We start from the raw sequence: 20,920 nt of genomic DNA, 5'->3' as shown, positions 1-20,920 counted from the left end.
ATCGCAGCTCGGCGGGGCGGCCCCCGAGGACGTGAGTCGCCGCAGTCCCTGCGCCTGAACGAAGATGGAGCGCCGGGCTACGGCCTCACCCTTGGCGTTCAGTTCGTATCCCTCAAGCCAGATCCACCGGTCATAGCTGATCCAGTCGAGAACCCGGATGACCCGAAAGACGATCGGTCGGGAGAACTGAACGGATGCGGCGGAGGTGATGTGGAGCAGGTCACCGGACCGGGGATTCATCGGTCTCTCCTCTCTCGCCATGCCCGCAGGGTCTTCCCGGCCCTTTCAAGCCGAGGGCAACTCCCGTCCAGCGCACACCTGGGGCAGGTGTTCCGGTGGTGAAAGTCAACGACGTAGCCGGCGGCGATCACGAAGAACGGCGGTTCGGGTCGCCGCTCTTCCGCCATCACGACTTGCCCCGCTCATTGGCTGCCGCCTGGTGGGCCCGCGCAAGCATCGAATCCCAGAGATTCGGGGCGGTGGGGACGTTCCAGCCTGGCGCACTGTCGGGGTGCGGTTCGCCGGGTCGCTGCACCACGTCGACCGGCTCACTCTTGCGCTGAAACCACTTCCACCGGGCCACGCCCAACCTCCCGTGATCATCGATCAGCCTCTTCAGCAGCTACGATCCGGGAGGGTCGATGCGACGTGCAACATTCCACGCGAGACATTCACGCAGAGAAGTCCCTAAGGGTTGATGATGCAAGAGCCGTCTCACGGCACGTCGGATGACGGCTCAGGATGAGACAGGGAGGATGGTGCCGATGACTGAGGTGGGATCGACGGTGCCGAGACGCGAGCTTGGTCGGTTGCTGCGGCAGACCCGCGAGCAGGCCGGGATCGGGCTGGAAGCCGCAGCATCCGACCTTGAGTGGTCACGCGCGAAGATGTACCGCATCGAGTCCGGACAGACTCCCATTCGGGCGCTGGACGTGGACCAGATGTGCCGACTCTACGGTGCCCCTGCTGACATGACAGAGGTCCTCGTCAGCCTCGGCAAGGAATCCAAGAGCAAGGGGTGGTATCACGCCTACGGGGAAGTAATTCCCCGCTGGTTTGAGCTGTACGTGGGCCTTGAGTCGGCTGCGAGTCGAATCCGAAGCTACGAACACGCGGTAGCACCAGGGCTTCTACAAACGCCGGAGTACGCCGCGCAGGTGGTGCGTACGCGCCCGAACGTGTCTGACGAAGAAGCTGCCAAGCACGTAGAGCTACGGATAGAGCGTCAGCGTTTGCTCACCCGGAGGCGGCAGCCGCTCCTATGCTGGACGTGATCATCGAGGAAGCCCTGTTGCATAAGAACGTGGCCGGCATGCCAGGGCAGATTGACAAGTTGGTGAAGGCCAGCGACGCACCCAACGTGTCCGTCAGGGTGATCCCGCTCAATGGCACCATCACTCAGGTGGTGGTGTCAGGTGGCTTCGTGATCCTCGACTTCCCAACGAACGGTGCGAGGTCTGCCGAACCCACAACGGTCTACAACGAAGGTCTTGCCGGCGCGCTCTACCTTGATCGGCTCGAAGAGGTCAAGACGTACGCGGAAGTTTGGAAGGCCCTCACCGCTCAGGCGTTGAGCGTTGCGGAATCCCGGAAGCTGATGCAGGGAATCAAGGAGAGGCACCATGATTGATCTGACCGGCGCTGCCTGGCGCAAGAGCACCCGGAGCGGAGCGCAGGGCAACTGCGTCGAGGTGGCCGACAACCTCCGCGGTGTGGTGGCCGTACGGGACAGTAAGGACGCCCAGGGGCCGGCGCTCACCTTCACCCCGGCAGCGTGGTCCGCGTTCGTGACGCTCGCCAAAGCAGCCGAATAGCCTGCCGCGCGACTTCGCGGCAACGAGGGATCGGGTCGCCGAGAGGTCGAGATGTACGCGGAAGCCTGAACGCTTCGCCGCTTCGCTGCTGCGGCGTTGAGCAGCGTCGACGGCGCACGGCGTCCCGCAGGTCCGTACGCTCCTGGGGTTGTTGGCTGGAGCGGGGAGAGGTCGGGGTCATGGAAACGACGGTGCGCCGGTACGCGCCGGGCGATGTGGTCGTCCGGCGCGAGGTCCTTCGGGGCGAGGTCTGGTTCGGCTGCCCGACGATCTGTGTCGAGGATTCGCCCGACCTGCTCGCCCTCTACCTCCCGCCGGGTGCCGAGTTCGGCTTCCCGCAGACGGGTAGGTTCCCCTGTGGGCGGCATCCGTGGGAAACCGCCGGGCACCGCGCCTGGTCGGGGCACGGCAAGGTGATGCTGCAACGCCCCGGCGAGGCGCACTCGGTCGACGTGTTCTGGACGGGCCCGGGGCGCGACTTCGCCGGCTGGTACTTCAACCTCCAGGACCCGGTGCGGCGTACGCCGATCGGGGTGGACACCCTCGACCACGAGCTGGACCTGTGGTGGGCGGCGGACGCCGACCGGTACGTCTGGAAGGACGTGGACATGTTCGCCCAGCGCCTCGTCGAGGGGCGCTACCCGGGCATGGCGGACGCCATCCGGGCCGAGGGTGACCGGATCGCGGCGCTGCTCGACGCGGGGCAGCTCTGGTGGGATGAGGGCTGGGCGCAGTGGGAGCCCGACCCCGCCTGGTCGGCGTCTCCGTTGCCCGCCGGCTGGGACCGGGTGCCCCCGGCCCGCTGACCCGGTGGGGGCGGTCAGCGTTCCGGGAGGGCGTCGACCAGGAACACCTGGTCCGCGCCGCCGGTGCAGGTTTCGACCAGCGCTTCGGCCGTCGGCGCCCGCGGAGGCACGGCGTCGGCTCAGCCGATCGTCTCCCGCTCCCGCCACGCGGTGCGCAGCGACGTCCGGCCGTTGGTCCGCAGCAGCGACCCCTCGTACACCCGGGCGCCGGCGACCAGGAACGCACCGGCGGCGAGCAGCAGGACGGCCAGCGAGACGATCGGCTCCCACGTGGCCGCGTCCCCGGTGAACAGGCGCAGCGGCATGGCCGTCGGCGAGGAGAACGGCAGGTAGGACAGCACCCGCATCGCGGTGTCGTTGTCGTTCAGGAAGATCACCGCGAAGAACGGCAGCATGACGGCGAACTGCACCGGCGTCGACACGGCGGCGATGTCCTCCTGCCGGTTCGCCAGGGCGCCGGCCGCCGCCCACATCGCGGCGAGCAGCACGAATCCGAGCAGGAAGAACGGCACGAACCAGCCGATCGCCGGTGCGAGCAGGGTGAGCAGGCCCCCGCTGTCGCCGAGCTGTAGTCCGAGTACCGCCACCACCGCGATGAGCGCGATCTGACCCAGCGCCAGCAGCGCCCCCGCCACGACCTTGCCGGCCAGCAGCGCCCGGACCGGTACGGCGGCGACCAGGATCTCCACGATCCGGGTCTGCTTCTCCTCGATGACGCTCTGCGCGATCTGCACGCCGAAGGTCTGCGAGGTGATGAAGAAGACGAACGCGAAGACGAACGGCACCAGGAACGCCACCACCGGGTCGACCGCGTCCGGGTCGAGCAACCGTACCGGCGGTGCGCTGCTCAGCGCGCGGACGACGTCCTCGGGGGGTTCGTCCATGGCGAGCACCGTCGGCCCGGCGACCACCGCGGCGTCGGTGTCCCCGTCGCGGACGGCCCGCTCGGCCGCCCGGTCGTCGGGCACGACACGGACGTCGAGACCGGCGGCGCGCAGCGGACCGGCCGCGCTCTCGGTCACCGCGACGCTGTCCGGCCCGCCGGAGAGCAGCGGCGGCAGGATGGTGCCCGCCGCGGCGATCAGCAGGAAGAAGAGCGTGCCGAACAGGAAGGTACGGTCGCGCAGCTTGACCCGGATCTCGCGTTCGGCGACCAGCCGGGTGGCCTGGGTGACGTTCACTGGGTGACCTCTCGGAAGATCTCGGTGAGCGAGGGGCTGACCGGGCGGAAGGCACGGACCGGGCCCCGGGCCAGGGCGGCGTGCAGCACGGGCTGTTCGTCGGCGCCGGCCGGCAGGTCGAACACCGCCCGCGCGCCGTCCAACTCGACCAGGGTCACCCCGGGCTCGTCGCGTACCCACCCGGCGTCGGTCGCCACGATGAGTTCGTAGCGGGGCACGGTGTACGTGTCGCGCAGCTGCCGGCGGCTGCCGGCCGCCCGGATACCCCCGTCCGCGATGATCACCAGGTCATCGCAGAGCCGCTCGACCACGTCGAGTTGGTGGCTGGAGAAGAGCACCGGCGCACCGGCGGCGGCCCGTTCCCGCAGCACCGCGACGACCGTGTCGACGGCCAGCGGGTCCAGCCCGGAGAACGGCTCGTCGAGCACCAGCACCTCCGGATCGTGCACCAGGGCGGCGGCGATCTGGGCGCGCTGCTGGTTGCCCAGCGACAGCGTCTCCAGCAGGTCGTCACCCCGCTCGGCGAGACCGACCCGTTCCAGCAGGGCGTCGGTGGCGCGCCGGGCGGCAGGGGCGTCCAGGCCGTGCAACCGGCCCAGGTAGGTCACCTGCTCCCGCGTGGTCATCTTGGGGTAGAGACCCCGCTCCTCCGGCATGTAGCCGAAGCGCCGCCGGTCCTGCCGGGTCAACTTCGCACCGCCCCAGGTCACCTCGCCCGCGTCCGGGGCGAGCACGCCGAGAATGATGCGCATGGAGGTGGTCTTGCCGGCGCCGTTGGCGCCCACGAAGCCGGTCATCCGGCCGGCGGCCACCTCGAAGGAGACGTTCCTGAGTACCTGCCGGTCGCCGAAGCTGCGGTCGACGCCGTCCAGGCGCAGCGTGCTGGTCACGCGCCCACGCTAGATCGGGTACGTCCGCGTGCCGTCCGCCCGAGGGTTGAGGTGCGGGGTCCGTCCCGCGACGGATACCGGTCACCTGCCGGGGCGTACCACCCCGTTCTCGTACGCGAAGACCACCGCCTGGACCCGGTCGCGCAGGCCGAGTTTGGCCAGTACCCGGCTCACGTGGGTCTTCACCGTCGCCTCGCCCAGGTGCATCGTGACGGCGATCTCGGCGTTGCTCGCCCCGGCGGCGAGCAGCACCAGCACCTCGGACTCACGCGGGGTCAGCTCGCGCAGTGCGGCGTCGGCGTCCGGCCCCCGGTGGGCGGTGCCGGCCGGGTCGCCGGGGCGGGCGAACGTGGAGATGACCCGGCGGGTGATCTCCGGGGCGAGCAGGCCGTCGCCCCGGGCGAGCACCTGGATCGCCTCGATGAGTTCCTCCGGTGTGCCGTTCTTGAGCAGGAAGCCGCTGGCCCCGGCGCGCAGGGCGGCGAACAGGTAGTCGTCGCGGTCGAAGGTGGTGAGGATCAGCACCGCCGGGGCGCCGGCCCCGTCGCCGGTGATCCGCCGGGTGGCCTCCAGCCCGTCCATCCCGGGCATCTCGACGTCCATCAGCACCACGTCGGGTCGGGTGGCGCGGGCCACGGTGACGGCACGCTCGCCGTCGGCGGCCTCGCCGACCACCTCGATGTCGTCCTCCACCTCGAGGATGATCCGGAATCCGGTGCGGACGAGGTGCTGGTCGTCGGCGAGCAGCACCCGGATCGGGGCACCCGGTGCGCCGTTCACGCCGACCGCTCCGCGCCGGAGGTGACGGACGACCGCTCGTCGGTGCTCTTTCGGGGGCCGCCGGCCGGCTGGTCCGCGAGCGGGAAGCGGGCGCGTACCCGCCAACCGCCGCCGGCGCGGGGGCCGGCCTCCAACTCGCCGTCGTGGGCGGTGACCCGCTCGCGCATGCCGATCAGGCCGAGCCCGGCGGCGTCGGGTCGACCGGGTCGCCCGTCGTCGGTCACGTCGACCTCCACCTCCCGGGCCAGGTAGCGGACCCGCACGTCCAGCAGGCTCGCCCCGGCGTGCTTCAGCGTGTTGGTGACCGCCTCCTGCGTCACCCGGTAGGCCGCCTGCGACACCGACTCGGGCAGCGCGACCGGGTCGCCGTACACCCCGAGGGTTGCCGTCAGGCCCGCGGCCCGCGCCCGCTCGACCAGCTCGGCGATCCGCTCGACGTCGCCGGCCGTGGGCTGCTCGACGTCGGCGTCGCCGGAGGCGCGCAGCACGCCGAGCATCCGGCGCAGCTCGTCGACGGCCGTGCGGGCGCTCTGCTCGATGGCGGTGAGCGCGGTGCGGGCCTTGCCCGGGTCGCGGTCGAACACCCGCCGGCAGGCGGACGCCTGCACGCCCATCACCGACACGTGGTGGGCTACCACGTCGTGCAGCTCCCGGGCGATCCGGACCCGTTCACCGAGCACCGCCCGTTCCCGGGCCTCGGCCTGGGAGCGGCGCAGGTCCTCGGCCTGTTCGCACAGCTCGTGCTCGCGCCGCGCGGCCACCCACGCGGTCTCGCCGAAGAAGTACGCGAACCCGAAGACGAGCACGTTGACCAGGACGCCGGTGACCATCGCGGCGAGCACCGGCGGCACCGGCCCGACCGCGTCGGCGAACGCGTCGGGCGGGATGTGGTCGATCGTCACCGCGTAGTACACACCCAGCCAGGCGAACATCGTGGCGGTCACGCCGATCCGCAGCCGGCGGGCCAACCGGTGATCGGGCCCCCACGCGCCCAGGGTGTAGAGGGCACAGAACAGCGCCCACGAGGAGAACTGGGTCTCCGGGGCCGATCGTGCCTGCGCGGCGATGAACGCCGCCGAGACGGCCAGCAGGGTCGCGGCCGGCCAGCGGCGGCGCCAGATCAGCGGCAGGGTCACCGCGACGGTCCAGAGCAGCTGCTCCGGCCCGGACGGCGGTGGCCCCAGCAGGAACGCCCCGGTGCTGCGGGCCAGGGTGAGGCTGGCCAGCGCCAGCCCGGTCACCGCCAGCCCGAGCCACACGTCGTTGCGGCGCTGCTGCGGCGTCGGCCCGGGACGGCGCCATTCCTCTCGCGGTACGACGACAGCCATCCGGGAACGATGCCACGTCAGCCGCCCCACCCGCAGACCGGGCAGGGCGGTGCGGCTCCGGCCACCTGCACGGGCGGCGGCCCGGCGCGGGGTACGCGCCGGGCCGCCGGGTGGGGTGTCGTTCATGCCGTCTGGCGGCGGGTCTTGATCGCGGTGTCGACCAGGTCCCAGATCATGATCACGGCCGTGCTCACCACGATGATCGCTGCGAGGACGTTGCGGTTGTCCGCGTCCGCCAGCCAGCTGAAGCGCTCGGCCAGGGCCGGGTTGAGCAGCCGGTCGGAGAGCGCCAGCCAGATCACCGGCACCGAGAACGCCAGGTTGAGCAGCGCCTTGACGCCGAACAGCGTCCAGGTCCAGCGTCCGACCCGGTACTTGACGACCTCGAAGATCGCGCTGGCGACGAGCACGACGATCAGCGCCGGCAGCCAGAACGACCACAGTGCCGGGTCGAGGATCGGAATGTTCTCGCCGTCGGTGTCGCGTACCCAGGACTGGAACTGCTGCAACGTCAGGTACCCGATGGTCACCACCAGCATGACCACTGCGGCGATGGTGTCGGCGAGGGGGATGCCTCGTCGCACCGGAGTGACGGGCAGCTGGTCGACGGTCCACTCTGGCAGGTCCACGGCAGTCTGAGTGCGCTCGATGATGGCGAAGGTCAGGGTGAGCCAGAAGGTGATCTGCACGGCCACCTGCATGGCCACGGCGACGCCGGGCCCGATGGCGCCGAAGCCCTTTCCCTCCGCCACCTCGACCACTGTGACGACCGTGCCGACGAGCGCCGGAATGAAGCTGAGCAGGAGCTTCAGCAGTCGCAGCCAGATCAGGTAGTAGGTCGGGCCGATGAGTTGCAGCCGACGGTCGGCGTACCGGGCGGCCAGCACGTCCGGGTTGCCCAGCTCGGTCAGCACCTCGCGCTCTGCCGCGGCGGCGTCCTGACCGCTGTCGGTCCGACCCTCGATCATGTCGTCGATGGAGGCGCGCAGCTCGCTGGCGATCTCGTTGCGGCGCGGCGCGGGCACCGAGCGCAGGGTGGCGGCGAGGTAGCGGTCGGTCAGGGTGTTCATCGGTCCACTCCTTGGATGAGCCCGGTGATGGAGGTCTGCACGGCGGCGAGATCATCGAGGAGCCGGTTCAGCATCGACTCGCCCTCGTCGCTGGTCCGGTAGAACTTGCGCGGTCGGCTCTCCTCGGTGTTCCACTCGCTGGTCAGCAGCCCCTGGTCCTCCAGGCGGCGCAGCAGCGGGTAGAGCGTGTTGGCGTCCACCGGGAAGCCGTGGTCGGTGAGCCGTTGCAGCAGGGCGTAGCCGTAGTCCGGGTGCCGGAGCGCGACCAGGCTGGCCACCACGACCGTGCCTCGACGCAGCTCCTGCAGGTGCGTCCGTAGAACGTCCTCGCTAACCATGCGTCACACCATACTGTGTGGCACACACTGTTGTCTAGAGAGACAACGTTGTGTCGAAGGGGGGGGCACCACGAAGCAGGGCCCGCGCCTGATGGTGCGGGCCCTGCTGGCAAACCGGAACTGGCGTTATTCGAAGCGGGACACGTCTCCCGCGCCTCGGCGCAGGATCTCCGGTTCGGGTCCGGACAGGTCGATCACCGTCGTCGGTTCCCTGCCGCAGTCGCCGGCGTCGAGCACCGCGTCGAGCTGGTGGTCGAGCCGTTCCTTGATCTCCCACCCCTGGGTCATCGGCTCGTCGTCGCCGGGCAGGACCAGGGTGCTCGACACCAGCGGCTCGCCCAGCTCGGCGAGCAGCGCCTGGGTCACGGTGTGCCGGGGTACGCGGACGCCGACGGTGCGCTTCTTCGGGTGCAGCATGCGGCGCGGCACCTCCTTGGTGGCCGGCAGGATGAACGTGTAGCTGCCCGGGGTGGTCGCCTTCACCAGGCGGAACACCGCGTTGTTGATCTGGACGAACTGGCCGAGCTGCGCGAAGTCCCGGCAGACCAGGGTGAAGTGGTGCCGGTCGTCGAGGTGGCGGATCTCGCGGATCCGGTCCAGCCCGTCCCGGTTGCCCAGCTGGATGCCGAGCGCGTAGCAGGAGTCCGTCGGGTAGGCGACCAGCCCACCGCCACGGATCAGGTCGGCGACCTGGCCGATGACCCGGGGTTGCGGGTTCTCCGGGTGTACGTCGTAGTACCTCGCCATCCTGAAGAGCCTAGGCCCATCGGGTGCGATCAGGAGACGAGGGACACCCTCGGCGCGGACGGTGGAGCCGCCGAGATCACCTCGGTAGGGTAGGTCCCGGTCGGCTCCGACCACCTAGATCCACACCGCCGGGGGGCGCCAGGCATGGCCGATTCGTTCGCGCATCTGCACGTGCACACGGAGTACTCGATGCTCGACGGAGCGGCCCGACTCAAGGACCTGTTCGCCGAGGCCAACCGGCTCGGCATGCCGGCCGTGGCGATCACCGACCACGGCAACATGCACGGCGCGAACGACTTCTACAACCAGGCGATGGCCGCCGGGATCACCCCGATCCTGGGCGTCGAGGCGTACGTGGCGCCGGAGTCGCGCTATCACAAGGCGCGGGTCAAGTGGGGCCGGCCGGAGCAGAAGAGCGACGACGTCTCGGGTAACGGCGCGATCACCCACAAGACCATGTGGGCGAAGAACGCGCAGGGCCTGAAGAACCTGTTCACCCTCAACTCGCGCGCGTCCATGGAGGGGCACTACGTCAAGTGGCCCCGGATGGACATGGAGCTGATCGCCGAGCACGCCGAGGGGATCATGGCCACCACCGGCTGCCCGTCCGGCGCGGTGCAGACCCGGCTGCGGCTGGGGCAGTTCGACGAGGCGCTCAAGGTCGCGGCCAGCTACCAGGACATCTTCGGCAAGGACAACTACTTCCTGGAGATCATGGATCACGGGCTCTCCATCGAGCGCCGGGTCCGTGACGGGCTCACCGAGATCGCCCGCAAGCTCGACATCCCGCCGGTGGTCACCAACGACTCGCACTACACCCACGAGGCGCAGGCCACCGCGCACGACGTGCTGCTCTGCGTGCAGACCGGCAGCAACATCGACGACCCCAACCGGTTCCGGTTCGAGGGTGGCGGCTACTTCGTCAAGAGCGCCGACCAGATGCGCGCGGTCGACTCGTCCGAGCTGTGGCAGCAGGGTTGCCGCAACACCCTGCTGGTCGCCGAGAAGGTCGACCCGAAGGGCATGTTCGAGTTCCACAACCTGATGCCGCGTTTCCCGGTCCCGGAGGGGGAGACCGAGGAGTCCTGGTTCCGCAAGGAGACCTTCGCCGGTCTGGCCCGCCGCTACCCGAACGGCATCCCCGAGGGGCACGTCGTCCAGGCCGAGTACGAGCTGGGCGTCATCAACCAGATGGGCTTCCCGTCGTACTTCCTCGTGGTCGCCGACTTCATCCAGTGGGCGAAGAACCAGGGCATCGCGGTGGGTCCGGGTCGTGGCTCGGCCGCCGGCTCCCTCGTGGCGTACGCGCTGGGCATCACCGACCTGGACCCGATCCCGCACGGCCTGATCTTCGAGCGGTTCCTCAACCCCGAGCGGGTCTCGATGCCCGATGTCGACATCGACTTCGACGAGCGTCGGCGTGGCGAGGTGATCAAGTACGTCACCGACAAGTGGGGCGAGGACAAGGTCGCCCAGATCGCCACCTTCGGCACGATCAAGGCGAAGGCCGCGATCAAGGACTCGGCGCGGGTGCTGGGGTTCCCGTACGCGGTCGGTGACCGGATCACCAAGGCGATGCCGCCGGCCGTGATGGGCAAGGACATCCCGCTCACCGGCATCTTCGACTCGAAGCATCCCCGCTACGCCGAGGCCGGCGAGATCCGTGGCCTGTACGAGTCCGACCCGGACGTCCGCAAGGTGATCGACACCGCGAAGGGCATCGAGGGGCTGATCCGGCAGACCGGTGTGCACGCCGCCGGCGTCATCATGTCCGCCGAGCCGATCATCGAGCACATCCCGTTGATGCGCCGCGACGCCGACGGGGCGATCATCACGCAGTTCGACTACCCGACCTGCGAGTCGCTCGGGCTGCTGAAGATGGACTTCCTCGGCCTGCGCAACCTGACGATCATCGACGACGCGGTCAAGAACATCGAGCTGAACCACGGCAAGAAGCTCGACCTGCTGGCCCTGCCGTTGGACGACCCGGCCGCCTACGAGCTGCTGGCCCGTGGTGACACCCTCGGCGTGTTCCAGCTCGACGGCGGGCCGATGCGGTCGCTGCTGCGGTTGATGAAGCCGGACAACTTCGAGGACATCTCCGCCGTCCTGGCGCTGTACCGGCCCGGACCGATGGGCGTCGACTCGCACACCAACTACGCGCTGCGCAAGAACGGCCTCCAGGAGATCACCCCGATCCACCCGGAGCTGGAGGAGCCGCTGCGGGAGATCCTGGCGCCCACCCACGGCCTGATCGTCTATCAGGAGCAGGTGCAGCGCGCCGCGCAGATCCTCGCCGGCTACACCCTCGGCCAGGCGGACCTGCTGCGCCGGGCGATGGGTAAGAAGAAGAAGGAGATCCTCGACAAGGAGTTCATCCCGTTCCGGGACGGCTGCCGCGAGCGCGGCTACTCCGATGAGGCCATCCAGGCGGTGTGGGACGTCCTGGTGCCGTTCGCCGGGTACGCCTTCAACAAGGCGCACTCCGCCGCGTACGGCCTGGTCTCCTACTGGACGGCGTACCTGAAGGCGCACTACCCGGCCGAGTACATGGCGGGGTTGCTCACGTCCGTCGGCGACGACAAGGACAAGATGGCGCTCTACCTGTCCGAGTGTCGCCGGATGCGCATCCAGGTGCTGCCGCCGGACGTGAACACCTCGGCCGGACCGTTCACCCCGGTCGGCAAGGACATCCGCTTCGGTCTGGCGGCCGTGCGCAATGTCGGCGCGAACGTGGTCGCCTCGATCATGCGGTGCCGGGACGAGAAGGGCGAGTACACCGACTTCTACGACTTCCTGTCCAAGGTGGACGCGGTGGTCTGCAACAAGAAGACCATCGAATCGCTGATCAAGGCGGGCGCCTTCGACTCCCTCGACCACCCGCGCAAGGGCCTGCTCGCGGTCCACGCGGACGCGATCGACGCGTACGCCGACGTCAAGCGCAAGGAGGCCGTCGGCCAGTACGACCTGTTCGGCGCCGGCTTCGGCGACGCCGACACCGGCAGCACGACGGTGATGCCGACCATCGGCGACAGCGAGTGGGACAAACGCGACAAGCTGGCCTTCGAGCGGGAGATGCTCGGCCTGTACGTCTCCGACCACCCGCTCTTCGGCCTGGAACACATCCTCAACGCGGCGGCCGACACCACCATCGCCTCCCTGGCCGAGGACGGCGCGGTGCCCGACGGGGCGGTCGTCACCCTCGCCGGCATCCTGTCCGGCGTCCAGCGGCGGGTCACCAAGCAGGGCCGGGCCTGGGCCTCGGCCACCCTGGAGGACCTGGCCGGCGGCGTGGAGACGCTGTTCTTCCCCAACACCTACGAGGTGATCGGGCAGTACATCGCCGAGGACGCCATCGTGGTGGTCAAGGGCCGCGTGGACCGCCGCGACGACACGCCACGGATCATGGCGATGGACATGTCCATGCCGGACGTCAGCACCAGCGCCACCAACAAACCGGTCACCCTCACCATCCCGGTGCACCGGTGCACGCCGCCGCTGGTGGAACGCCTGAAGGAGACCCTGGTGCTGCACCCCGGCGACACCGAGGTGCACGTCAAACTGCTCAACGGCGGGCGCACCACCACCCTACGGCTCGGTCCGTTCCGGGTGGCGGCGACGACCGCGCTGATGGGTGACCTGAAGAGCGTCCTCGGCCCGGCCAACGTGAGCTGACCCGGCCGCGGCCGGGCCGGCGTGTGCCTGGCCGGGCCGCGACGTCGGCTCAGCCCCGGTCGGGGGCCGCGATCTCCCGCAACTGGCCGTCGGCCAGCCGCAACCAGCGCTGCACGCCGATCTCGGCGAGGAATCGTTCGTCGTGGCTGACCACGACGAACGCCCCCTGGTACGCGGTCAACGCGCTCTCCAGTTGTGCGACGCTGACCAGGTCCAGGTTGTTGGTCGGCTCGTCGAGCAGCAGCAGTTGCGGCGCCGGTTCGGCGCACAGCACACACGCCAGGGTGGCGCGTAGCCGCTCCCCGCCGGAGAGCACCCCGACGGGCAGGTTCACCCGGGCGCCCCGGAACAGGAACCGGGCGAGCAGATTCATCCGCCTGGCGTCCGGCAGGCTCGGCGCGTACGCGGCGAAGTTCTCCGCCACCGTACGGTCGAGGTCCAGCAGGTCCAGCCGCTGCGACAGGTACGCGATGCGCCCGTCGCCCCGCTTGACCTCCCCGCCGGACGGTGGCAGGTCGCCCTGGATCAGGCGCAGCAGGGTCGACTTGCCGACGCCGTTCGCCCCGGTGACAGCGATCCGCTCCGGCCCCCGGATCACCAGGTCGGCGCCGTCGTCGCCGAACAACTCCCGGTCGTCGAAGCGGGCCCGCAGACCCTGGCCGGAGAAGAGCGTCCGTCCGCTCGGGACAGTGGTGTCAGGCAGATCGACGGTGATCTTGTCCTCGTCGCGTACCGCCCGGCCGGCCTCGTCGAGCCGGGCCTTTGCCTCGCCGAGCCGAGCCGAGTGCGTCCCCTGCGCCTTGCCGGCCGACTCCTGCGCGCTGCGCTTGAGCCCACCGGCCACGATCCGCGCCAGACCGGCGTTCTTCAGATTCTTGGAGGCGTTGCTGGCCCGCCGGTCGGCGCGCTCGCGGGCCTGCTGCATCTCCCGCTTCTCCCGCTTGACCTCCTGTTCGGCGTTGCGCAGGTTGCTCTCGGCGACCTCCCGGGCCGCCTGCACCGCCTCGGTGTACGCGGTGAAGGTGCCGCCGTACCAGCGGATCTCGCCACGGTCCAACTCGGCGATGCGGTCCATCCGGTCCAGCAGCTCCCGGTCGTGGCTGACCAGCAGCAGGCAGCCGGCCCAGTCGGTCAGCACGTCGTAGAGCTTGTGCCGGGCGTCCAGATCCAGGTTGTTCGTGGGCTCGTCGAGCAGCAGCACGTCCGGGCGGCGGAGCAGTTGCGCCGCGAGGCCGAGGGAGACCACCTGGCCGCCGCTGAGCGTGTGCAGCCGTCGGTCGAGGGACAGCTCACCCAGGCCGAGGCGGTCCAGCTCGGCGCGGGTGCGCTCCTCGATGTCCCAGTCGTCGCCGATGGTGGCGAAGTGCTCCTCGCCGGCGTCGCCAGCCTCGATGGCGTGCAGCGCCGCGATTCGCTCCGCGACGCCCAGCACCTGCGCGACGGTCAGGTCGCCGGCCAGCGGCAGCGACTGGGGAAGGTAGCCGAGCAGGCCGTCGACGGTGACGCTACCGCCACTGGGCCGCAGCTCCCCGGCGATCAGCCGCAGCAGGGTGCTCTTGCCGGCGCCGTTGGGCGCGACCAACCCGGTGCGACCGCCGGGGACGGTGAAGGACAACTCCGCGAAGACCGGGGTGTCATCCGGCCAGGAGAAGGACAGGTTCGAGCAGACGATGAACGCATCAGACATGCGGGTGACCTCAGAGGGTGGGGTGGGCGCGCCAGAGCCGCCCGACGACAACGGGGACCACTGCAACGACGAGATGGCCACGGCGGCTGCGCGGAGGCGCGCCGAGCCGATGGCCGACCATGTCCGGTCTCACCCGGAGATGTCGTCGTCACCCGCCATGTCTGGTCTCCCTGGTCGTACCGCTGACCCAACCCGGCAAGTCTAACAACGGATCTTCGCCCCGCCACCGGGTTCCCGGCCGGCGGGGCGCGACGGAGGTCGTCGGCCTACCGGGGTCGGTACTCGACCTCGGGGCGGCCGGGGGTGCCGTAGCGGGGGCTGCGCGCGGCACGGTCGATGGTCACCAGGTATTCCAGGTAGCGGCGCGCGGTCACCCGGGAGATGCCGGTCGCCGCGCTCACCTCGGTCGCGGACAGCCCGGCCTGCGTGCCGGTCCCGTCGGCCAGTGCCGCGCGTACCCGATTGAGGGTCTGCGCGTCGAGCCCCTTGGGCAGGCTGTGCCCGGCGGTGCCGCGCAGGGTGGCGAACATCCGGTCCACGTCGTGCTGGGCGGCCACCTCACCGTCGGCGAGGGCCTGGGCGCGGTAGTCGGCGTAGCGTTCCAGCTTGTCGCGGAACGCTGCGAACGTGAACGGCTTGAGCAGGTAGTGGGTCACCCCGAGGGACACCGCGGTGCGCACCACCGCCAGGTCCCGCGCGGAGGTCACGGCGAGCACGTCGACGCTGCTGCCGGCCGCGCGCAGCGCCCGGCAGACGTCCAGGCCGTGCAGGTCGGGCAGCCGAAAATCAAGGAGTACGAGGTCCACGTCGCCGCCGTCGTTGGCGCGCAGAGCGGCCATCGCCGCCCGTGCGGTGTGCGCCACTCCCACCACCGTGAAACCGGGCACCCGCTCGGTGTACGCGGCGTGCGCCTCCGCGAGCAGCTGCTCGTCCTCGACCACGAGCACCCGGATGTCGGTCATCGTGGGCCCCGGGCCGGTAGGCGGACGGTGAACAGGCTGCCGCCCGCGTCCGAGCGGGTCACCTCGGTGCTGCCGCCGTGGCGGCGGACCACCTGCCCGATCAGCGCCAGCCCGAGCCCTCGTCCGGTGCTCTTGGTCGACCAGCCGCGCCGGAAGGCGTCCGCCACCCGCTCTTTCGTCAACCCGGGTCCGCTGTCGGCGACCCGGACCACCAGCTCGTCGTCGACGGTGCCGACGAAGACCCGTACGGTGCGCGGCGGGGGCGTACCGGCGACCGCCTCCAGGGCGTTGTCGACGAGGTTGCCGACGACGGTGAGCAGGTCGTTGGTCGGCAGCGGGCTGTCGTCGAGGTGGCAGTCCGGCTCGATCACCAGGTCCACGCCCCGTTCGCCGGCCTGCGCGGACTTGCCGAGCAGCAGGGCGGCCAGGGCCGGCTCGGTGACCGCGTCGACGACCCGGTCGGTGAGCTGCTGGGCGAGGGCCAGGTCCCGGGTGCCGAGCCGGACGGCCTCGTCGGCCCGGCCCAGCTCCACCAGGGTCAGGACGGTGTGCAGCCGGTTGGCCGACTCGTGCGTCTGCGCCTGCAACGCCTGGGTGAGTGCGCGTACCGAGTCCAGCTCGCTGGCCAGGGCGCGTAGCTCGGTCTGGTCGCGCAGGGTCAGCACGGTGCCGAGAGCCGCCCCCTCGAAGCGGGCGGTCCGCTGGTTGGCCACCAGCACCCGGTCACCGGCCAGCAGCGGCTCGTCGAGGGCGTCCCGGCCGGCCGCGAGCAGCTCGGCCACCGCCGGTGGCAGGTCGACCTCGGTCACCGGTTGGTCGGTGACCGGCTCGTCGGCGTCGAGCCCCAGCAGCCGCCGGCCCTCGTCGTTGACCAGCGCCACCCGCCGGTCGGTGGTCAGCACGACGAGACCCTCGCGCACCGAGTGCAGGACCGCGTCGTAGTACTCGTACATCCGGGTCATCTGCGCCGGGCCCAGGCCGTGGGTCTGGCGGCGCAGCCGGCGGCTGAGCAGCCACGATCCGGTCGCGGCGAGTGCGAGCGCCGGCGCCGCGACGCCGAGCAGCACGGGGAGTTGGCGCAGCAGCTTGCGGTTGATCTCGCGGGTGGTGATGCCCACCGAGACCAGGCCGACGATGTGCCGCCGCTGGTCGTACACCGGGACGACCGCGCGCACCGACTCGCCGAGCGTCCCGACGTTTGTGGTGGTGAACGGGTGGCCGGCCAGAGCAGGCGCGATCTCGCCGACGAACGGCTCGCCGATCCGCTCCGGCGTGGGGTGGGAGAAGCGGGTCCGGTCGGGGGCCATCACCACCACGAAGTCGGTGCCCGTGGCGTGCCGGGTCGACTCGGCGTACGGCTGCAGGATGCTGGCGGGATCGGCGGTGGTGAGGGCGGCGCGGACATCGGGGGAGTTGGCCACGGTCTGCGCCACCGCGAGCACCTCCTCCTGGGCGGCCTGGCGGGAGTCGGCGCGGGCCAGCCAGACGGCGCCCGCCGCGCCGGCCAGCACGAGCAGCGTCACCACCACCGCCTGGAGGGCGAAGAGTTGCCCCGCGATGCTCCACTGCCGTCGGGTCACCGCCATCGTCTCCTCGCTTCTTCGTCGTGAACATAATGACCGCAAGGCTGTCAACGGGTGAGACGCGCTTCACATTGTCGGCATGGACTCCACCGCATCCACCACCACGGCGGAACCGTCGGCCCGCCGGGACCGTACCCGTTACCTGTACCTGGCCGTCGTCGTGGCCGTGCTCGCCGGCATCGTGGTCGGCCTGGTCGCCCCCGATTTCGGCAAGGAACTCAAGCCGATCGGCACGGGCTTCGTCAACCTGATCAAGATGATGATCAGCCCGGTCATCTTCTGCACCATCGTGCTCGGCGTCGGTTCCGTCCGGCAGGCCGCGAAGGTCGGCAAGGTCGGCGGTCTGGCTCTCGGTTACTTCCTGACCATGTCGACCGTCGCGCTCGCCATCGGCCTGGTCGTCGGCAACCTCATCCACCCCGGCTCCGGCCTGGATCTGGGTACGGACCTCGCGGGCGCCGGCAAGGCCGCCGCCGGGGACGAGGCCGGGGGTACGACGGAATTCCTCCTCGGGATCATCCCGACGACCCTGTTCTCCGCGCTCACCGAGGGAGAGGTGCTCCAGACGCTGCTGGTCGCGCTGCTCGTCGGATTCGCCGTGCAGGCGCTGGGCCGCCGGGGTGAGCCGGTTCTCGGCGCGATCGCCGTCATCCAACGGGTCGTCTTCAAGGTCCTTGCCATGATCATGTGGCTGGCGCCGGTCGGCGCGTTCGGCGCGATGGCCGCCGTGGTGGGCGCGACCGGCGTGGACGCCCTCAAGAGCCTCGCCCAGATCATGCTCGGCTTCTACGCCACCTGCCTGATCTTCGTGCTGGTGGTCCTGGGCGCGCTGCTCTGGTTCGTGGCCCGGATCTCGATCTTCTCGCTGCTGCGCTACCTGGGCCGGGAGTTCCTGCTGATCCTGTCGACGTCGTCGTCGGAGTCGGCGCTGCCCCGGCTGATCGCCAAGATGGAGCACTTCGGCGTCAGCAAGTCGGTCGTCGGCATCACCGTGCCGACCGGGTACTCCTTCAACCTCGACGGCACGGCCATCTACCTGACCATGGCGTCGTTGTTCATCGCCGACGCGCTGGGCAAGCCGCTCGCCGTCGGCGAGCAGATCTCGCTGCTGCTGTTCATGGTGATCGCGTCCAAGGGGGCGGCCGGCGTCACCGGCGCCGGCCTGGCCACGCTGGCCGGTGGCCTCCAGTCGCACCGCCCGGACCTGGTCGACGGGGTCGGTCTGATCGTCGGCATCGACCGGTTCATGTCGGAGGCGCGGGCGCTGACCAACTTCGCCGGCAACGCGGTGGCGACGGTGCTGGTGGGAACCTGGACCGGCGAGTTCGACCGGGACCGGGCGGCCGGGGTCCTGCGCGGCGACGACCCGTTCGACGAGGCCACCATGGTTGACGACCAAGACGACGGGCCCGAGCCGCGGCGGCCCGACGAGGAATCGGCGACGGTGCCCGCGGGGGCGCCGGCCTGAGAGGGAGGATCGACTCCAGATCGACGATGTGGGGGTATCCAGCCCACCGGACACCCCCACATCGCCGACCTTGTGCCGATCACCGCCTGTTGGTTACGTGCCGGCGACAATCGTGACGTACCCAACTGTTGTCTTCTCGATTGCGGCACGGATTGGGCGCGGAAACACCGCCCAAGTATCTTGCCTGAGTGCCTGACGCCTCTCGACAGTTGATCGCCGACCGTTACCGGCTGGTCCGTCCACTCGGCCAGGGCGGAATGGGCCGCGTGTGGCTCGCTCGGGACGAGATGCTCCACCGGGACGTCGCCATCAAGGAGTTGATGGTGTCGCCGGGTCTGCCTGACGTCGAGCGGGGGGTGATGCGGGAGCGGTCCATGCGCGAGGCGCGGGTGGTCGCCCAGCTGGGCCACGTCAACGTGGTACGGGTCTTCGACGTGCTGCACGCGGGCGAGGACCCGTGGATCGTCATGGAACTGGTCCCGTCCCGGTCCCTGCAGGAGGTACTCAAGGCCGAGGGGCCGATACCGGTGCCCCGTGCCGCGAGGATCGGGTTGGGCGTGCTGGCCGCGTTGCGGGCCGCGCACCGGGCCGGCGTTCTGCATCGGGACGTCAAGCCGGCCAATGTGCTGCTCGCCCACGACGGCAGGGTGGTGTTGACCGACTTCGGTCTGGCAACCCTCCCCGGCGACCCGCGGATGACCCAGACCGGGATGGTGCTCGGCTCGCCAGCGTTCCTCCCCCCGGAGCGAGCCACCGACGGGACGGTGGGCCCAGCCGCGGACCTCTGGTCGCTCGGTGCCACCCTCTACGCGGCGGTCGAGGGCCGCACCCCCTACCAGCGATCGTCGTCGATCGCCACACTGGCGGCGCTCGCGACCGAGCCGCCGCCGCCAGCCCAGCGGGCGGGTCAGCTGACCCCACTGCTTGAAGGGCTGCTGCGGCGGGATCCGAACCAGCGGATCAGTGGCGAGGAGGCTGAGCGGCTGCTCCGCCAGGTCGCTGGCCTGGGCGAGCCGGACGTTCCGGAGGGCAGCAACGTTGACGGCCCGGTCGCTGCGGGGGGTGGCGCCGGCGACGGTTCGATCGCCGGGACGGACGACATCCGTACGGTGCTCCGGCCGGAGATCGTGTCCGATCTGGTCACCGCCGAGGTCAGTCTGCCCGCGCCGCGGGGCGCTACCGAAGTGCCCGTATCAACGGCGGGGCGCACGCGTCGGACCTGGCTGATCGGCGCGTTGGCCGCCGGCCTCCTGGTGGTGCTGGTGACCGCGACGGTGCTGAACGGTGGGCTGCGCGGCGGCGTGAGCGACAGCTCGGCTGCGGCACCGACCGTGAACCCGTCGGCGAGCGGCTTGTCGGAGCTCAGGGCGCTGCCGTCTGCGGGTTGGCACTACTACCGCGACGATCCCCGCTTTCTCGTACCGTTGCCGGACGGCTGGCAGCCGCGGCGTGACGGTGGGCGGGTCGATTTCCGTGAACCGGACGGCAGGCGGCTGCTCGTCGTCGACGAACTCCGGTCCATCCCCGCGGACCTTCCTGCCGACCTGCGGACGCGGGAGGCGTCCGAGCGCGAGCGGTACGCCGACTACCGGCAGGTACGGCTCGCTGCGCTGCGTTTTCAGGTGCGGGCCGCCGAGTGGGAGTGGACGTACACTGACGAGGACGGCACGCCGATGCGGGCGGTGAGTCGGGCATTCGTGGGGCAGAACGGGCACGGGTACACGATCGGCTGGACCACCTCGGCCGCCGAATGGTCGGCGAGCGCGGATGTTTATGCGCTGATCACGGACGGCTTCCAAGGCTTGCCGGTGGTGGGCGGCCCCCGGTCGGGACCCGCCGTGGAGCCATCCTCGCCGGCGCCCGCGAAATCCGCGCCGGAAAACGGCAGCCTCGGCGCGACGGCCCCGCAGTCGTCGGCCCCGTTGCAGGGCGCCGCTGGCGTCGGGAAGCAGATCATCGGGTTCGCCAGCAATCGTTGCATCGAGATTCCGGGCGGCAACGCCACGGCCGGTGTCCGACTTCAGATCGGGGACTGTAGTCGGACGGCGACGCAGCTGTGGACTTTCCCCGGTGACGGTACGGTCCGCTCGATGGGCAAGTGCCTGGACGTCGCCGGTCACTCCACCGCGGAGGGTGCTGCCGTTCAACTGGCCGACTGCTCCGGCGCCAGTTCGCAGAGGTTCAACCTGAACAAGGCCCACGACCTGGTCAACATCCAGGCGACCAAGTGCGTTGACGTGCTCGACGCGAACACCGACAACGGTGCCCGGCTGCAGATCTGGCAGTGCAATGGCAAATCCAATCAGAAATGGCGGACCAGTTGAGCGCGCATGCCGGTCACGGATTGGGTCTGCCCCGCTAGCGGTGCCGGAGGTTTCTGCTGCCCAGCGGATCGGGTCCGAAGCATAGTCCATTGTAGAGCAGCTACTTTATTTTTAGTTTATTCCCAGCTGGAATGCGGGTTTCCGGCCATGATTGAGGGAACTGTTGACAGGCGGCATCCACGAATCGAATAATTCCCCTGCATTGCTGCGGGCCGCACTCGGTATTCCGCGGCGCTCGACTCCTGATTCCTAGTCTTGCCAGAAGGG

15 protein-coding genes and 3 pseudogenes are annotated in these 20,920 nt (G+C 70.1%); 7 read left to right on the top strand and 11 right to left on the bottom strand.

Translation table 11 applies throughout. The features are described 5' to 3' along the window. Positions 1-33 precede the first annotated feature (33 nt). Positions 34-240, bottom strand: a pseudogene (locus O7620_RS12800) (hypothetical protein); the annotation flags it as partial. Positions 241-764: 524 nt separating this feature from the next. Here O7620_RS12800 and O7620_RS12795 point away from each other — a divergent pair. The 3 genes and pseudogenes from O7620_RS12795 to O7620_RS12785 all read left to right on the top strand — a co-directional run bounded on the left by O7620_RS12795 (position 765) and on the right by O7620_RS12785 (position 2,620). Beyond that, positions 765-1,630 (top strand): annotated as a pseudogene (locus O7620_RS12795) (helix-turn-helix transcriptional regulator). After that, positions 1,623-1,814, top strand: a complete 192-nt coding sequence (locus O7620_RS12790) for a DUF397 domain-containing protein (RefSeq protein ID WP_278123190.1) — start codon at positions 1,623-1,625, stop codon at positions 1,812-1,814. The pseudogene O7620_RS12795 and the gene O7620_RS12790 overlap by 8 nt, the downstream one beginning before the upstream one ends. Positions 1,815-1,993: 179 nt before the next feature. Beyond that, entirely contained in the window at positions 1,994-2,620 is a 627-nt protein-coding gene (locus O7620_RS12785) for a DUF402 domain-containing protein (protein ID WP_278123189.1), read from the top strand. A gap of 119 nt (positions 2,621-2,739) precedes the next feature. Here the strand turns inward: O7620_RS12785 and O7620_RS12780 are convergent, their stop codons facing one another. From O7620_RS12780 to O7620_RS12750, 7 genes are all read right to left on the bottom strand, one after another. Next, on the bottom strand, positions 2,740-3,801 hold the full coding sequence (locus O7620_RS12780; protein ID WP_278123188.1) for an ABC transporter permease: 1,062 nt from the start codon (positions 3,799-3,801) through the stop codon (positions 2,740-2,742). Beyond that, entirely contained in the window at positions 3,798-4,691 is an 894-nt protein-coding gene (locus O7620_RS12775; RefSeq protein ID WP_151488372.1) for an ATP-binding cassette domain-containing protein, read from the bottom strand. Before O7620_RS12775 ends, O7620_RS12780 begins: the two co-directional genes overlap by 4 nt. An 81-nt stretch (positions 4,692-4,772) precedes the next feature. Then, positions 4,773-5,471, bottom strand: a complete 699-nt coding sequence (locus O7620_RS12770) for a response regulator transcription factor (protein WP_278123187.1) — start codon at positions 5,469-5,471, stop codon at positions 4,773-4,775. Next, entirely contained in the window at positions 5,468-6,799 is a 1,332-nt protein-coding gene (locus tag O7620_RS12765) for a sensor histidine kinase (protein WP_278123186.1), read from the bottom strand. The genes O7620_RS12770 and O7620_RS12765 overlap by 4 nt, the downstream gene beginning before the upstream one ends. A gap of 122 nt (positions 6,800-6,921) precedes the next feature. Further along, entirely contained in the window at positions 6,922-7,869 is a 948-nt protein-coding gene (locus tag O7620_RS12760) for a permease prefix domain 1-containing protein (RefSeq protein WP_278123185.1), read from the bottom strand. Further along, positions 7,866-8,207 carry a PadR family transcriptional regulator gene (locus O7620_RS12755; RefSeq protein WP_151488375.1) on the bottom strand — a complete coding sequence of 114 codons (342 nt, stop codon included), beginning with the start codon at positions 8,205-8,207 and terminating at the stop codon, positions 7,866-7,868. The genes O7620_RS12760 and O7620_RS12755 overlap by 4 nt, the downstream gene beginning before the upstream one ends. A gap of 126 nt (positions 8,208-8,333) precedes the next feature. Beyond that, positions 8,334-8,954 carry an L-threonylcarbamoyladenylate synthase gene (locus tag O7620_RS12750; protein ID WP_151488376.1) on the bottom strand — a complete coding sequence of 207 codons (621 nt, stop codon included), beginning with the start codon at positions 8,952-8,954 and terminating at the stop codon, positions 8,334-8,336. Between the two features lie 144 nt (positions 8,955-9,098). Here O7620_RS12750 and dnaE point away from each other — a divergent pair, with 144 nt between their 5' ends. After that, the gene (gene dnaE / locus O7620_RS12745; protein ID WP_278123184.1) at positions 9,099-12,629 is read left to right on the top strand and encodes a DNA polymerase III subunit alpha; all 3,531 of its coding nucleotides are present in this window, start codon (positions 9,099-9,101) and stop codon (positions 12,627-12,629) included. A 49-nt stretch (positions 12,630-12,678) separates the two neighbouring features. Here dnaE and abc-f read toward each other — a convergent pair whose 3' ends face one another. The 3 genes from abc-f to O7620_RS12730 all read right to left on the bottom strand — a co-directional run bounded on the left by abc-f (position 12,679) and on the right by O7620_RS12730 (position 16,864). Beyond that, the gene (gene abc-f / locus O7620_RS12740; protein ID WP_278123183.1) at positions 12,679-14,316 is read right to left on the bottom strand and encodes a ribosomal protection-like ABC-F family protein; all 1,638 of its coding nucleotides are present in this window, start codon (positions 14,314-14,316) and stop codon (positions 12,679-12,681) included. 266 nt (positions 14,317-14,582) lie between these two features. Next, the gene (locus O7620_RS12735; protein WP_278123182.1) at positions 14,583-15,278 is read right to left on the bottom strand and encodes a response regulator; all 696 of its coding nucleotides are present in this window, start codon (positions 15,276-15,278) and stop codon (positions 14,583-14,585) included. Then, the gene (locus tag O7620_RS12730) at positions 15,275-16,864 is read right to left on the bottom strand and encodes a sensor histidine kinase (protein ID WP_278123181.1); all 1,590 of its coding nucleotides are present in this window, start codon (positions 16,862-16,864) and stop codon (positions 15,275-15,277) included. The genes O7620_RS12735 and O7620_RS12730 overlap by 4 nt, the downstream gene beginning before the upstream one ends. Positions 16,865-16,940: 76 nt before the next feature. On the opposite strand from O7620_RS12730, the gene O7620_RS12725 reads away from it, so the two are divergent. The 3 genes and pseudogenes from O7620_RS12725 (at position 16,941) to O7620_RS32060 (ending at position 20,653) form a co-directional block, all read left to right on the top strand. Then, the gene (locus O7620_RS12725) at positions 16,941-18,329 is read left to right on the top strand and encodes a cation:dicarboxylase symporter family transporter (protein ID WP_278123179.1); all 1,389 of its coding nucleotides are present in this window, start codon (positions 16,941-16,943) and stop codon (positions 18,327-18,329) included. A gap of 188 nt (positions 18,330-18,517) precedes the next feature. Beyond that, a pseudogene (locus O7620_RS12720) lies at positions 18,518-20,140 on the top strand (serine/threonine-protein kinase); the annotation flags it as partial. Further along, the gene (locus tag O7620_RS32060; protein WP_347403796.1) at positions 20,138-20,653 is read left to right on the top strand and encodes an RICIN domain-containing protein; all 516 of its coding nucleotides are present in this window, start codon (positions 20,138-20,140) and stop codon (positions 20,651-20,653) included. The pseudogene O7620_RS12720 and the gene O7620_RS32060, both read left to right, overlap by 3 nt. Positions 20,654-20,920: the final 267 nt, after the last annotated feature.

The sequence above is a fragment of the Micromonospora sp. WMMD710 genome, from assembly GCF_029626045.1.
In the GTDB taxonomy this organism is placed as follows: domain Bacteria; phylum Actinomycetota; class Actinomycetes; order Mycobacteriales; family Micromonosporaceae; genus Micromonospora.
This window is presented reverse-complemented; position numbering and strand designations above follow the sequence as displayed.